Below are 14,448 nucleotides of genomic sequence, written 5' to 3'. Positions count from 1 at the left end.
TGCCGTCCGCCACAAGCGGACTCCACTCCTCGCACGCCGTCAGGGCACAGCCTGACGGCGAGCACGGGCACCAGTCCCGCCCGCTCGGGCGGAACGCACCACCGGGCCATCGCTGTCCCTGTTCCACTTCCTCGTGAGGACGGTTCCCCATGGCGCTCCTGCCACCCCAGCCCTCTGCAGTCCCGAACGGCGCGAACGACCCGTCGACACGGACCGGGCTCCGCTCGCCGCACCGACGGTTCTCCGCGATCCCCGACGCTGCCGGCATGTACGACCCGGCGAACGAGAAGGACGCCTGTGGCCTGGCCATGGTCGCGACGCTCCGCGGGACGGCCGGACACGACATCGTCGACGCCGCCCTCGGTGCGCTCCGCAACCTCGAGCACCGCGGTGCCGTGGGGTCGGACGCCGGCACCGGTGACGGCGCGGGCATCCTCTGCCAGGTCCCCGACGCCTTCCTCCGGGACGTCGTCGACTTCGACCTGCCGGACGCCGGTCAGTACGCCGTCGGCACGGCCTACCTGCCGCTCGACGCCGACGCCCGCGCTGACGTGAAGGCCACGGTCGAGCAGCTCGCCACCGCCGAGGGGCTCCGCGTGCTCGGCTGGCGCGAGGTGCCGGTCCGGCCCGAGGTGCTCGGCACCCTCGCCCGCGCTGCCATGCCCGCCTTCGAGCAGGTCTTCGTCGCGTCCACCCACCACGACGAGCAGGGCGCACTGCGCTCCGGCATCGAACTCGACCGCCAGGCGTTCCGCCTGCGCAAGCGTGCGGAGCAGGGCAGCGAGCTCTACTTCATGTCGCTGTCGAGCCGCACCATGGTCTACAAGGGCATGGTCACGACGCTCCAGCTCGAGCCGTTCTACCCCGACCTCAGCGACGAGCGCTTCGCGTCCCGTCTCGCGATCGTGCACTCGCGGTACTCCACGAACACCTTCCCGTCGTGGCCGCTCGCCCAGCCGTTCCGTTCGCTCGCGCACAACGGCGAGATCAACACCGTGCGCGGCAACCGCAACTGGATGCGCGCCCGCCAGTCGCAGCTCGAGAGCGAACTGCTCGGCGACATGGGCCCGCTGCTGCCGATCGTCAGCCCGGGGGCGAGTGACTCGGCCTCGTTCGACGAGGTCCTCGAACTCCTCACGCTGACCGGCCGGTCCCTGCCGCACGCGATGTCGATGATGGTGCCGGAGGCCTGGGAGAACCAGACCGACATGGACCCCGAGCTCCGGGCGTTCTACGAGTACCACTCGATGCTCATGGAGCCGTGGGACGGCCCGGCGGCGATCACGTTCACCGACGGCACGCTCGTCGGCGCCACGCTCGACCGCAACGGGCTGCGTCCCGGACGGTTCCTGGTCACCGACGACGGCCTCATCGTGATGGGCAGCGAGACCGGCGTCATCGACGTGCCCGCCTCGAAGGTCGTCCGGAAGGGCCGTCTGCGTCCGGGCCGGATGTTCCTGGTCGACACCGAGAACGGCCGGATCATCGAGGACGACGAGGTCAAGCACGACCTGGCGACGTCCGGCCCCTGGGCCGAGTGGCTCGAGTCCGGGCGCATCAACCTCAACGACCTGCCGGACCGCGAGCACATCGTGCACACCCCGGCGTCGGTGACCCGACGTCAGCGTGCCTTCGGCTACACCGAGGAAGAGGTCCGCATCCTGCTGCGTCCGATGGCGCAGACCGGGGCCGAGCCGCTCGGCGCGATGGGCTCCGACACGCCGATCGCGGTGCTGTCGCAACGTCCGCGCCTGCTCTTCGACTACTTCACGCAGCAGTTCGCACAGGTCACGAACCCGCCGCTCGACTCGATCCGCGAGCAGGTCATCACGTCGATGGGACTCGGGCTCGGCCCGGAGCGCAACCTGCTGAGTGCCGGGCCGGAGCACGCGAAGCAGATCGTGCTCGACTTCCCGGTGATCGACAACGACGAGTTGGCGAAGATCCAGCACTTCGAGACGGTCTCGGGTCGGCACCTCACCGTGACGATCCGTGGGCTCTACCGGGTCGACGCCGGCGAGACGGCGATGGAGCAGCGCCTCCAGGCCGTCTGTGACGAGGTCGACGCGGCCATCGAGTCGGGCAAGCAGTTCATCGTGCTCTCGGACCGCGACGGCAACGCCGAGAGTGCGCCGATCCCGAGCCTCCTGCTGCTGGCCGCGGTGCACCACCACCTGATCCGCACCGAGCAGCGCATGAAGGTCGGCCTGATCGTCGAGGCCGGCGACGTGCGCGAGGTGCACCACGTGGCGACCCTGATCGGGTACGGCGCCTCGGCGATCAACCCGTACCTCGCCATGGAGACCTGCGAGAACCTCGTGCGGTCGGGCATGATCACCGGGCTCACGCCGGAGCAGGCCGTCAAGAACGTCATCAAGGCGCTCGGCAAGGGCGTCCTGAAGATCATGTCGAAGATGGGCATCTCGACGGTGTCCAGCTACGCCGGTGCCCAGGCGTTCGAGGCGGTCGGGCTCAGCCAGGAGTTCGTCGACCGGTACTTCACCGGGACCTCGTCGATCCTCGGCGGTGTCGACGTCGACGTGATCGCGGCGGAGAACGCCGAGCGGCACGCGCAGGCGTACCCGCAGGACGGCGCGGTGCTCTCCCACGAGCGCCTGCAGACCGGCGGCGAGTACCAGTGGCGCCGCGAAGGACCGCCGCACCTGTTCAACCCGGACACCGTCTTCCGCCTGCAGCACGCGACCCGTGCCCGCCGGTACGACGTGTTCCGCGAGTACTCGAAGGCGGTCGACGACCAGTCCGAACAGCTGATGACGCTGCGCGGCCTGTTCGGCTTCAACGCCGGGGACCGGACCCCGGTGCCCCTCGACGAGGTCGAGCCGATCGCCGAGATCGTCAAGCGGTTCAACACCGGCGCGATGTCCTACGGGTCCATCTCGCAGGAGGCGCACGAGACGCTCGCGATCGCGATGAACCGTCTCGGCGCACGGTCGAACACCGGTGAGGGCGGCGAGGACGTCGAGCGCCTGCTCGACCCGGAGCGCCGCAGCGCGATCAAGCAGGTCGCCTCCGGCCGGTTCGGCGTGACGAGCATGTACCTCACGCACGCCACCGACATCCAGCTGAAGATGGCGCAGGGTGCCAAGCCGGGCGAGGGCGGCCAGCTGCCCCCGCAGAAGGTGTACCCGTGGGTGGCCCGGACCCGGCACGCGACCGCCGGTGTCGGCCTCATCTCGCCGCCGCCGCACCACGACATCTACTCGATCGAGGACCTCAAGCAGCTGATCTTCGACGTGAAGCGGGCCAACCCCTCGGCACGCGTGCACGTCAAGCTCGTCAGCCAGTCCGGCATCGGTGCGGTCGCGGCCGGCGTGACGAAGGCCCTGGCCGACGTCGTGCTCGTCTCGGGCCACGACGGCGGCACCGGCGCCAGCCCGTTGAACTCGCTGAAGCACGCCGGCACCCCGTGGGAGATCGGCCTCGCCGAGACGCAGCAGACGCTCATGCTCAACGGCATGCGCGACCGTGTCACGGTGCAGGTCGACGGACAGATGAAGACCGGTCGCGACGTCGTCGTGGCCGCGCTGCTCGGCGCCGAGGAGTACGGCTTCGCGACCGCTCCGCTGGTGGTCGAGGGGTGCATCTTGATGCGCGTCTGCCACCTCGACACCTGCCCGGTGGGCGTCGCCACGCAGAACCCGGAGCTCCGCAAGCGCTTCTCCGGCAAGCCGGAGTTCGTCGTGAACTTCTTCGAGTTCGTCGCGCAGGAGGTCCGTGAACTCCTCGCCGAGCTCGGTTTCCGGAGCCTCGACGAGGCGATCGGTCATGCCGACGCCCTCGACGTGGACCGTGCGGTCGAGCACTGGAAGGCGTCGGGTCTCGACCTCGGGCCCGTGCTCAAGGGACCGGAGTTCGCCCCCGACGAGCCGCGCAGCCGTCGCCGCGCGCAGGACCACGAACTCGAGCAGCACTTCGACGTCCGGCTCATCGCCGAGGCGTCCGACGTGCTCGAGCACGGTGGCACGCTGTCGCTCGACCTGCCGATCCGCAACACGGAGCGCGCGGTCGGCACGATGCTGGGCCACGAGGTCACGCTGCGACACGGCGAGAACGGGCTGCCGACCGGCTCGATCGACATCACCCTCCGCGGGTCGGCCGGGCAGTCGCTCGGCGCGTTCATGCCGGCCGGCATCACGCTCCGCCTGGTCGGCGACAGCAACGACTACGTCGGCAAGGGGCTGTCCGGCGGCGAGATCGTCGTCCGTCCGGCCGAGGACGTCGGGTTCGACCCGGCGGAGAACGTCATCGCGGGCAACGTCATCGGCTACGGCGCCACCCAGGGCAGCATGTTCATCCGCGGCATCGTGGGGGAGCGCTTCCTGGTCCGCAACTCGGGTGCGACCGCGGTGGTCGAGGGTGTGGGCGACCACGCGCTCGAGTACATGACCGGCGGCCTCGCGCTCATCCTCGGCGAGACCGGCCGGAACCTCGGTGCCGGCATGTCCGGAGGCACGGCGTACGTCCGCGGCCTCCGTCGCGAACTCGTCAACACCGACGCGCTGGCCTCGGGGGAGCTCCGGCTGGAGCCGCTCGACAGCGCCGACGTCGAGATCGTCACCGACCTGCTCCGACGGCATGCCGACGAGACCGGCTCGACGATCGCCGCGGGGCTGCTCGACTCCGGCGACTTGTCCGAGTTCGTCAAGGTGCTGCCGCGTGACTACGCGGCCGTGCTCGAGACGCGTCGACAGGCCGTCGACGAGGGCCTCGACCCGGACGGCACCGTCGTCTGGAACCGCATCCTGGAGGTCACCGGTGGTTGACGACATCCGCACCGGCGACCCCGCCGTCCGCTCGACCCGCACCCGCTCGACCCGCACCCTCACCCAGGAGGTGACCCGTGGCTGACCCCAAGGGGTTCCTGAAGGTCCAGGAACGTGAACTGCCGCCCCGCCGCCCCGTCCCCGTCCGGCTGATGGACTGGAAAGAGGTCTACGAGCAGCAGGAGTCGGGTGCGCTGAAGCGTCAGGCCGGCCGCTGCATGGACTGCGGCGTGCCGTTCTGCCACCAGGGCTGCCCGCTCGGCAACCTCATCCCCGAGTGGAACGACCTCACCTGGCGCGGCGAGGGCCGTCAGGCGATCGAGCGTCTGCACGCGACGAACAACTTCCCGGAGTTCACCGGTCGCCTCTGCCCGGCCCCGTGTGAGGCGTCCTGCGTGCTGGGCATCAACCAGCCGCCGGTGACCATCAAGCAGGTCGAGGTCGCGATCATCGACGACGCGTTCCAGAACGGGTGGGTCACCCCGCACCCGCCGGAGCGCCTGACGGGCAAGACCGTCGCCGTCGTCGGCTCCGGCCCCGCGGGTCTCGCTGCCGCGCAGCAGCTGACCCGGGCCGGCCACACGGTCGCCGTGTACGAGCGCGACGACCGCATCGGTGGTCTGCTCCGCTACGGGATCCCGGACTTCAAGATGGAGAAGCGGCAGATCGACGCCCGCCTCGCCCAGATGCAGGCCGAGGGCACCCGCTTCCGTGCCGGCGTCGAGATCGGCCGCGACATCACCTGGGACGACCTGAAGTCCCGCTACGACGCGGTCGTCGTCGCCACCGGTGCCACGGTGCCGCGCGACCTGTCGATCCCGGGCCGCGACCTGTCCGGCGTGCACTTCGCCATGGACTACCTGGTCCAGCAGAACCGCGCGAACGCCGGTACCGTCGTCGACAACCAGATCACCGCCGAGGGCAAGCACGTCGTCGTGATCGGCGGCGGTGACACCGGCGCGGACTGCATCGGCACCGCGCACCGGCAGGGCGCGCTCAGCGTGACGAACCTGGCGATCGGCAAGCAGCCGCCGCTCGAGCGTCCCTCGGAGCAGCCCTGGCCGATGTTCGCGACCGTGTACGAGGTCACGAGCGCCCACGAGGAGGGCGGGGAGCGCATGTTCCTCGCGTCGACGGTGGAGTTCCTGGCGAACGAGGCCGGCGAGGTGCGTGCCCTCCGCGTCGCCGAGACCGAGTACCTCGACGGACGTCGCGTCCCCAAGGCCGGCACCGAGCGGGAGATCCCGGCGGACCTGGTGCTCATCGCGCTGGGCTTCACCGGTCCCGAGACCGACACGCTCGAGCCGCAGCTCGGTCTCCCGACGAGCGTCTCCGGCGGTGTCAGCCGTCAGGCCGACTACACGACCAACGAGCCGGGCGTCTTCGTCGCCGGTGACGCCGGTCGCGGTCAGTCCCTGATCGTCTGGGCGATCGCCGAGGGCCGCGCCGCTGCCGCGAAGGTCGACGAGTACCTCGAGGGTTCGACGATCCTGCCGTCCCCGGTCAAGGCGACGGACCGGGCGATCTCGGTCTGATGGTCCCCTCCCCGTAGACGAGAGGCCACTCGCACTCGATAGGGTGCTGGTGGCCTCTCGTCGTTCCCGAAGCCACACCACCACACGAAGGAATCCATTGAGACGCGCAAAGATCGTTTCGACGCTCGGACCTGCAACCGCCGACTACGAGGTCGTCAAGCAGATCATCCAGGCCGGGGTCGACGTGGCCCGCCTGAACCTCAGCCACGGTGACTACAGCGTGCACGAGGCCAACTACGAGAACGTCCGTCGCGCCGCCGAGGAGCTCGGCAAGCCGGTCGCGATCCTCGTCGACCTGCAGGGCCCGAAGATCCGTCTCGCGAAGTTCGCGGACGGCCCGCACGAGCTGGCCGTCGGCGACGAGTTCACCATCACGACCGAGGACGTCCCCGGCACGAAGGACGTCTGCGGCACGACCTTCAAGGGCCTGCCGCAGGACGTCAAGCCCGGCGACCCGCTGCTCATCGACGACGGTCGGGTCCGCCTGCGCGTCCTCGACACCGACGGCGTGCGCGTCCGCACCGAGGTCGTCGTCGGCGGCACCGTCTCGAACAACAAGGGCATCAACCTGCCCGGGGTGGCGGTGAACGTCCCCGCACTGAGCGAGAAGGACGAGGCCGACCTGCGCTGGGGCATCCGCCAGGGCGCCGACCTCATCGCGCTCTCGTTCGTCCGGAACGCCTCGGACGTCGTGCGCGCCCACGAGATCATGGACGAAGAGGGCAAGCGCCTCCCCGTGATCGCGAAGGTCGAGAAGCCCCAGGCCGTCGACGCGCTCGAGGAGATCATCGACGCCTTCGACAGCATCATGGTCGCCCGCGGTGACCTCGGCGTCGAGCTGCCGCTCGAGGCGGTCCCGATCGTGCAGAAGCGCGCCGTCGAGCTGTCCCGCCGGATGGCGAAGCCGGTCATCGTCGCGACGCAGATGCTCGAGTCGATGATCTCGTCCCCGATCCCGACCCGCGCCGAGACCTCCGACGTCGCGAACGCCGTCCTCGACGGTGCCGACGCGGTCATGCTCTCGGGCGAGACCAGTGTCGGCGAGTACCCGGTCGAGACGGTCCGCACCATGGCCCGCATCGTCGAGTCGACCGAGGACCACGGCCTGGAGCGCATCGCGCCCCTCGGCACCAAGCCGCGCACCCTCGGTGGTGCGATCACCCTCGCGGCCGTCGAGATCGCCGAGTTCACCGAGGCGTCGTACCTCTGCGTGTTCACCGAGTCGGGTGACTCCGCGCGTCGTATGTCGCGCCTCCGCCACGGCCTGCCGATCATCGCGTTCACGCCGAACGAGGCGACCCGTCGCCGCCTGGCGCTGACCTGGGGCGTACGCTCGTTCCTGGTCGACCGGAAGACGCACACCGACGAGCTCTTCTCGCAGGTGGACGACGTCCTCATCGGCAACGGTCTCGCCATCCCCGGCGACCGTGTCATCGTCACGGCGGGTTCCCCTCCCGGACTCGAGGGCTCGACGAACGACCTCCGGGTGCACCGCGTCGGTGACGCGCACGCCGAGGCCGCGCCGGCGTACGTCCGCGACTGACCCCGGACCGATCGACGAGAGGCCGTCACCCGGACCGGGCGGCGGCCTCTCGTCGTGTGACGCTCGGCTGCTCAGTCGGCCGGGAGGCCCGCGGTGCGTCCTCGACGCCGGCCGCGTCGGTAGCGTGGTCCCGTCCCGATCGACCGAACACGCGAGGAGCGTCGCATGGCTGACCCGAGCCTCCAGCCCGACCGCCCACCGTCGGACCGTGCACCGTCCGGCGGCGCGACGCGCTCCCGCGCCGACGTGCAGCGGTGGCGCCGCTACCTGGCGGACGAGCGTGCCGAGGCCGCCGTCTACCGGAACCTGGCCACGCGGCGGAGCGGCGAGGAGCGCGAGATCCTGACGGCCCTCGCCGAGGCCGAGGGGCGACACGAACAGCACTGGCGTGACCTGCTCGGCGACGACGTCGGCCGTCCGCTCGCAGGCAGCCTGCGGACCCGTGTCCTCGCCGCCCTGGCGAAGCGGTTCGGGTCGGTGTTCGTCCTCGCACTCATGCAGCGGGCCGAGGACCGCTCGCCGTACGCGGACGACGCCGACGCCACCGCGACGATGGCCGCCGACGAGCGGATCCACGGCGAGGTGGTGCGGGGGCTCGCGAACCGGGGCCGGATGCGCCTGTCGGGGACCTTCCGCGCCGCGGTCTTCGGGGCGAACGACGGCCTCGTGTCGAACCTGGCGCTCATCATCGGCATCAGTGCCTCCGGAGCCGATCGGCACTTCGTCCTGCTCAGTGGCATCGCCGGTCTGCTCGCCGGGGCGCTGTCGATGGGCGCGGGGGAGTACGTGTCGGTGCGGTCGCAGCGGGAACTGCTCGAGGCCTCGGCGCCGCACCCGGAGGCGCAGCACGCGGTCGCGGACCTGGATGTCGACGTGAACGAACTGGCGCTGGTGTACCGGGCGCGGGGGATGAGCGAGGACGAGGCCGCCGCGCACGCCGACGAGGTCATCGCCTCGCTGCTCGTCGCCCCGACCACGGGCGGCGTGCCGGTCGTCCGGTCGCGGTCGGCCCTGCCCCGACCGGGCGTCACCGAGGACGGGGACGACCACGAGGCGATCGGCACCGGGACGAGCGCGGCGCTCTCGAGCTTCTGCTTCTTCGCGTCGGGTGCGGTGATCCCGGTGCTGCCCTACCTGTTCGGGCTCGAGGGCTGGCCGGCCATCGGTCTGGCGGCAGCCCTGGTCGGCCTCGCCCTGCTCGGCACCGGCGCGGTGGTGGGTGTGCTGAGCGGTGCTTCGCCGCTGCGGCGCGCCCTGCGGCAGCTCGGCATCGGTTTCGGCGCCGCCGCCGTGACGTACCTGCTCGGTCTGCTGTTCGGGACGAGCACCGGCTAGCGGCCGGTGAGCGTCCGGCAGTGGCCGGTCAGCGGCGGGCGGCCGCGCGGGCCGGCAGGAGGAGCAGCGCCGCGCTGCCGACCCCGACGAGCGCGATGCCGGCCAGTACGGTGAACACCTCGAGTGCCGTCGTGGGTGCGAGCAACACGGCCGCACCGCAGAGCACCGAGAGCACACCGCTCACGACGGTCGGCGCCCGCGAGGAGCCGGGGTGCCCGACGAGGGCGCCGACGAGCGCCGCGACGCCCTCGACCAGGAAGCCGGCCCCGGCCAGGACCGCGTACACGACGAGCGGCACCGCGGGGTCGAGGAGCGTGACGAGCCCGGCGATGCCGACGAGGGTGCCGACCACGCCCGAGGTCCAGCGCCACACGGCCGGCGTGCCGTACCCGCGCGCCGCGGCGAACACCCGCATCGCCCCCGCGACGACCAGGTAGACCCCGAACAGCAGCGCGACGAGCACGAGCGTCGGTCGTGGCCAGACGACGGCGACGACGCCGGCGGTCATCGCGACGACCGCGGTGACGACGACGAACGCGCGGAACGTGCGGACGGCACGAGAGTCCACGGGGCTCCTCCCTGACAGGTCAGCCGGACCTCCGACCGTACCGTGACCGGGCCACCCGCGTCGCGGTGCGCCGGGGCCTGGCCGGAACCTGCGTCGGCTGGCGCGACTGCTACGCTGGCACGGCTCGCGAGTGTGGTGGAATGGTAGACACGGGGCACTCAAAATGCTCTGCCTCTGGCGTGCGGGTTCGAGTCCCGCCACTCGTACAAGTGCCGGAGCTCCGAGTACCGGAGCTCCGTCGGGTTGGGTTGCCGCGGTCGGATCGAGCGTCTAGTAGGCTCTCCGTCGTGAGTGACACAGAAGCAACCGCAGCCGCACCCCGTCGCGTCGTCGTCGCCGAGGACGAGTCGCTCATCCGCCTCGACATCGTCGAGATCCTGCGCGACAACGGGTTCGACGTGGTCGGTGAAGCCGGTGACGGCGAGACCGCGGTGCAGCTCGCGACCGACCTGCGCCCCGACCTCGTCATCATGGACGTCAAGATGCCGCAGCTCGACGGCATCTCCGCAGCCGAGCGGCTGTCGAAGAACCACATCGCCCCGGTCGTCCTCCTCACGGCGTTCAGCCAGAAGGAGCTCGTCGAGCGGGCGACCGAAGCCGGCGCGCTGGCGTACGTCGTGAAGCCCTTCACCCCGAACGACCTGCTCCCTGCGATCGAGATCGCCCTCTCGCGCTACCAGCAGATCATCACGCTCGAGGCAGAGGTCGCGGACCTCGTCGAGCGCTTCGAGACCCGCAAGCTCGTGGACCGGGCCAAGGGCCTGCTCAACGAGAAGATGGGCCTGACCGAGCCCGAGGCGTTCCGCTGGATCCAGAAGGCGTCCATGGACCGCCGGCTGACCATGCACGACGTCGCCAAGGCGATCATCGAGCAGCTCAGCGCCAAGAAGTAGGCGTCGGCGCGGACATACCGGTTCCGCCCTGCCACGTGGCAGGGTGAGGGCATGGACGACGTGGTGATCCGGGCCTCCCGACCGGCCGACCTGCCGACGGTGGCCGACCTGCGCTGGCGGTGGAGCGTCGACGAGGGCGGTGCGACGCCCGCGGTGTCCGCCGCGCGGTACCGCGATGCGACGACCGCGTTCGCGGCCGCGAACCCGGACAGCCATCGGTGCGTCGTCGCCGAGCGAGACGGCGTCGTGCTCGGGATGGGTTGGCTGGCCCTGACGGAGCGACCGCCGACGCCGGACCGACCCGAGCGTCGGGTGACCGGTGACGTGCAGACCGTCTACGTGCACCCGGACCTGCGCGGCCGGGGTGTCGCGAGACGACTGGTCACGGCACTGCTGGAGCTCGCCGACGACGCCGGGGTGGAGCGGACGTCGGTGCACTCGAGCGTCGACGGCGAGACGCTCTACCGGCGGCTCGGGTTCGGGGACAACCCGCTCCTGCTGCAGCGTCCGCCAGAGGCCTGAGCCCTGGCGGACCAGCCCCGGAGCTCGAGGTGCAGCGCCCGAGGCCCACCCGAGCGTCAGCGGGCGTCGCGGATGATGTTCGTGATGCGCACGGTCGAGCAGCGCCGGCCCTCGTCGTCGGTCAGGACGATCTCGTGCGTGGTGAGCGTGCCGCCGAGGTGGATCGCGGTGCAGGTGCCGGTGACCCGGCCGCTCGTCGCGCTCCGCGTGTGCGACGCGCTGAGCTCGATGCCGACCGCGTAGCGACCGGCACCGGCGTGGATGTTCGCCGCCATCGACCCGAGGCTCTCGGCCAGGACGACGTAGGCGCCACCGTGCAGCAGGCCCGCGGGTTGTCGGTTGCCCTCGACGGGGATGCTGGCGACCGACCGCTCGGCGGAGAGCTCGGTGAACTCCATGCCCATCTTCTCGGCGAGCTGCCCGACGCCGCGCGCGAGGTACTCCGCGACGCCCTCGTCGGATCCCCGGACGGTCTGTTCGTCGGTCACGTCGCGTCGGCCTTCCGCGTGGTCGTTCCGCCCGGACCGCGGCCGCACCCTGTCGGGGGCCGTCGGTAGGCTGTCCGGGTGTCGGACTCCGCAAAGCCTACCCTCATGGTCATCGACGGCCACTCGCTCGCCTTCCGGGCCTTCTACGCCCTGCCGGTCGACAGCTTCGTGAACCGCGAGGGGCAGCACACGAACGCCATCCACGGGTTCATCTCGATGCTGCTCATGCTGCTGCAGCGCGAGAAGCCGACGCACCTGGCGGTCGCGTTCGACATCTCCCGGTTCTCGTTCCGCACGCGCGAGTACGCCGAGTACAAGGGCACCCGGTCGGAGACCCCGGCCGAGTTCAAGGGCCAGATCCCGCTCCTGCAGCAGGCGCTCGAGGCGATGGGCATCACGACCGTCACGAAGGAGGACTTCGAGGCGGACGACATCCTCGCGACCCTCTCCAAGCAGGGCGCTGACCAGGGTTTCAAGGTCTACGTGGTGTCCGGCGACCGCGACTCGATCCAGCTCGTGAACGACGACGTCACACTGCTGTACCCGTCGGTCCGCGGTGTGTCCGAGCTCACGCGCTACGACCGCGACAAGGTCTACGAGCGGTACGGCATCGAGCCGCACCAGTACCCGGACATCGCGGCCCTGGTGGGGGAGACCAGCGACAACCTGATCGGCATCGACAAGGTCGGCGAGAAGACCGCGGTGAAGTGGGTCACGCAGTACGGCTCGCTCGACGGGGTGCTCGAACACGCCGACGAGATCAAGGGGGTCGTCGGCAACAACCTCCGCGAGCAGCGTGATCGGGCGATCCGGAACCGCCGGTTGAACCGCCTCGTCACCGACGTCGAACTGCCGGTCGGCCCGGCGGACGTCGCCCTCCGCCCGCTCGACGAAGCCGCGGTGCGTGAGCTCTTCGCCACACTGCAGTTCCGGACCCTGCTCGACCGGGTGTTCAAGGTCGTCGGCAGCGGCGAACCGACCGAACCGTCGACGACCGACGGCAGCGTCGAGGACGCCGGGCCGACACCGCCCCCGGTCAAGACCCTGATCGACGAGGAACTCGGCTACTGGCTCGAGCGGAAGAACGCCGCGGACGCCGAGAACGGTTTCGGCGTCGCGGTGGAGGTCATCGACGGTCGTCTCAGCGCGATCGGCATCGCCACCCACGACGACGCCGTCCTGGTCCCCGGCGGCAGCGGGGCGCAGGACTACGAACAGCTCGCCGCGTGGTTCGCCTCGGACGCCCCGAAGCACTTCCACGACGCCAAGGCCGCGATCAAGGCGCTCGGGACCGCGGGCTTCACCGTCGCGGGCATCGCCGGCGACGCCCGCATCACCGGCTGGCTGGCGAACCCGGGCAAGCAGGGTCAGCCCCTGGCCGACCTCGTCTACCAGGAGCTCGGTGAGGAACTGCCGACGGCGGACCCGAACCAGCTCGTGCCGGAGACCGACCCGGTGAACGTCGGGGTGCACGCCTGGTACGTCCTCCGGGTCACCACGGCACTCCGCGCCCGCGTCGACCCGGGTTCGCTCACGGTGCTCGACGACATCGAGCTGCCGCTGACGTCCGTGCTCGCGCGCATGGAGACCACCGGTGTCGGCATCGACCGCCCGGTGCTCACCGGGCTCTCGCACGAGCTCGGGGAGCGCGCCGCGGACCTCGCCCAGCAGGCCTTCGCCGAGATCGGGCACGAGGTCAACCTCGGGTCGCCGAAGCAGCTGCAGGAGGTCCTGTTCACCGAGCTCGCGATGCCGAAGACCCGCAAGACCAAGACGGGCTTCTCGACCGACGCCGCGAGCCTCACCGACCTGCAGGAGCAGCACCCGCACCCGTTCCTCGGCCTGCTGCTGCAGCACCGCGACGCGACGAAGCTCCGCCAGATCGTGGACACCCTCGACGCCGCCGTGGTCGACGGCCGCATCCACACCCGGTACGAGCAGACCGGCACGAGCACCGGGCGCGTGTCCTCCACCGACCCGAACCTGCAGAACATCCCGGTGAAGACCGCCGTCGGTCGCCGGATCCGGTCAGCCTTCGCGGTCGCCGAGCCGTACACGACGCTCCTCACCGCGGACTACTCGCAGATCGAGATGCGGATCATGGCCCACCTGTCGGGAGACGCGGGGCTCATCCAGGCGTTCAACGAGGGCGAGGACCTGCACCGCTTCGTCGGCGCCCGGGTCTTCGGCGTGGAGCCGTCCGACGTCAGCCCGGAGATGCGCACCAAGGTCAAGGCGATGTCCTACGGCCTGGCGTACGGCCTCAGTGCCTTCGGCCTGTCGAAGCAGCTCCGCATCGAGCAGAGTGAGGCCCGCACGCTGATGACGGAGTACTTCGCCCGCTTCGGCGCGGTGCGCGACTACCTCCGGAACGTGGTCGAGCAGGCGCGTGAGGACGGCTACACCGAGACGATCTTCGGTCGCCGTCGTCCGTTCCCGGACCTGAAGAGCCCGAACCGGGTGCTCCGCGAGAACGCCGAGCGCGCCGCACTGAACGCTCCGATCCAGGGGTCCGCGGCGGACATCATGAAGATCGCGATGCTCGGTGTCGACGCAGACCTGCGCGACGGTGGCCTCGGTTCGAGACTGCTGCTGCAGGTGCACGACGAACTGATCCTCGAGATCGCGCCGGGGGAGCAGGACCGGGTCGAGGAGATCCTCCGCACCCGCATGGGCGGCGCAGCCGAACTGACCGTCCCGCTCGACGTGTCGGTCGGGCTCGGCACGAACTGGGAGGCGGCGGCGCACTGAGCGCGGTCGCACCCGCGTGAGCGGCGGGA

At 70.8% G+C, this 14,448-nt stretch carries 9 protein-coding genes and 1 tRNA gene; 8 read left to right on the top strand and 2 right to left on the bottom strand.

Annotated features, from left to right (window positions below; genetic code table 11):
- Nucleotides 1-266 precede the first annotated feature (266 nt).
- From gltB to DEJ24_RS02960, 4 genes are all read left to right on the top strand, one after another.
- The gene (gltB, locus tag DEJ24_RS02975) at nucleotides 267-4,784 is read left to right on the top strand and encodes a glutamate synthase large subunit (protein ID WP_111077357.1); all 4,518 of its coding nucleotides are present in this window, start codon (nucleotides 267-269) and stop codon (nucleotides 4,782-4,784) included.
- Nucleotides 4,785-4,861: 77 nt separating this feature from the next.
- On the top strand, nucleotides 4,862-6,319 hold the full coding sequence (locus DEJ24_RS02970) for a glutamate synthase subunit beta (protein ID WP_111077213.1): 1,458 nt from the start codon (nucleotides 4,862-4,864) through the stop codon (nucleotides 6,317-6,319).
- A gap of 97 nt (nucleotides 6,320-6,416) precedes the next feature.
- A complete protein-coding gene (gene pyk, locus DEJ24_RS02965; RefSeq protein ID WP_110902209.1) occupies nucleotides 6,417-7,862 on the top strand; it encodes a pyruvate kinase in 1,446 nt (481 codons plus the stop codon).
- Nucleotides 7,863-8,027: 165 nt separating this feature from the next.
- Nucleotides 8,028-9,197 (top strand): VIT1/CCC1 transporter family protein, encoded by a 1,170-nt coding sequence (locus DEJ24_RS02960; RefSeq protein ID WP_111077212.1) that lies wholly within the window; start codon nucleotides 8,028-8,030, stop codon nucleotides 9,195-9,197.
- A 28-nt stretch (nucleotides 9,198-9,225) separates the two neighbouring features.
- Here DEJ24_RS02960 and DEJ24_RS02955 read toward each other — a convergent pair whose 3' ends face one another.
- Nucleotides 9,226-9,765 (bottom strand): HdeD family acid-resistance protein, encoded by a 540-nt coding sequence (locus tag DEJ24_RS02955; protein WP_111077211.1) that lies wholly within the window; start codon nucleotides 9,763-9,765, stop codon nucleotides 9,226-9,228.
- 126 nt (nucleotides 9,766-9,891) lie between these two features.
- Between DEJ24_RS02955 and DEJ24_RS02950 the strand changes: the two genes are divergently transcribed.
- The 3 genes from DEJ24_RS02950 to DEJ24_RS02940 all read left to right on the top strand — a co-directional run bounded on the left by DEJ24_RS02950 (nucleotide 9,892) and on the right by DEJ24_RS02940 (nucleotide 11,180).
- Nucleotides 9,892-9,971 (top strand) — tRNA-Leu (locus DEJ24_RS02950).
- An 81-nt stretch (nucleotides 9,972-10,052) separates the two neighbouring features.
- Nucleotides 10,053-10,658, top strand: coding sequence for an ANTAR domain-containing response regulator (locus DEJ24_RS02945; protein ID WP_110902212.1), 606 nt, complete (start codon nucleotides 10,053-10,055; stop codon nucleotides 10,656-10,658).
- A gap of 51 nt (nucleotides 10,659-10,709) precedes the next feature.
- Nucleotides 10,710-11,180: a GNAT family N-acetyltransferase gene (locus tag DEJ24_RS02940; RefSeq protein WP_111077210.1), complete on the top strand. Its 471-nt coding sequence runs from the start codon at nucleotides 10,710-10,712 to the stop codon at nucleotides 11,178-11,180.
- A gap of 56 nt (nucleotides 11,181-11,236) precedes the next feature.
- Here the strand turns inward: DEJ24_RS02940 and DEJ24_RS02935 are convergent, their stop codons facing one another.
- Entirely contained in the window at nucleotides 11,237-11,584 is a 348-nt protein-coding gene (locus tag DEJ24_RS02935; protein WP_111077356.1) for a PaaI family thioesterase, read from the bottom strand.
- A gap of 162 nt (nucleotides 11,585-11,746) precedes the next feature.
- Here DEJ24_RS02935 and polA point away from each other — a divergent pair, with 162 nt between their 5' ends.
- Nucleotides 11,747-14,419: a DNA polymerase I gene (polA, locus tag DEJ24_RS02930; protein WP_111077209.1), complete on the top strand. Its 2,673-nt coding sequence runs from the start codon at nucleotides 11,747-11,749 to the stop codon at nucleotides 14,417-14,419.
- Nucleotides 14,420-14,448 lie beyond the last annotated feature (29 nt).

Origin of the sequence: Curtobacterium sp. MCPF17_001, from assembly GCF_003234615.1 — a bacterium.
Taxonomy (GTDB): Bacteria; Actinomycetota; Actinomycetes; order Actinomycetales; family Microbacteriaceae; genus Curtobacterium.
This window is presented reverse-complemented; position numbering and strand designations above follow the sequence as displayed.

What these genes read in the sequence shown, in the direction of transcription:
- gltB (WP_111077357.1), top strand. Translation starts at nt 267, where the DNA reads ATGTACGACCCGGCGAACGAGAAGGACGCCTGTGGCCTGGCCATGGTC.
- DEJ24_RS02960 (WP_111077212.1), top strand. Translation starts at nt 8,028, where the DNA reads ATGGCTGACCCGAGCCTCCAGCCCGACCGCCCACCGTCGGACCGTGCA.
- DEJ24_RS02935 (WP_111077356.1), bottom strand. Translation starts at nt 11,584, where the DNA reads ATGGGCATGGAGTTCACCGAGCTCTCCGCCGAGCGGTCGGTCGCCAGC.
- DEJ24_RS02940 (WP_111077210.1), top strand. Translation starts at nt 10,710, where the DNA reads ATGGACGACGTGGTGATCCGGGCCTCCCGACCGGCCGACCTGCCGACG.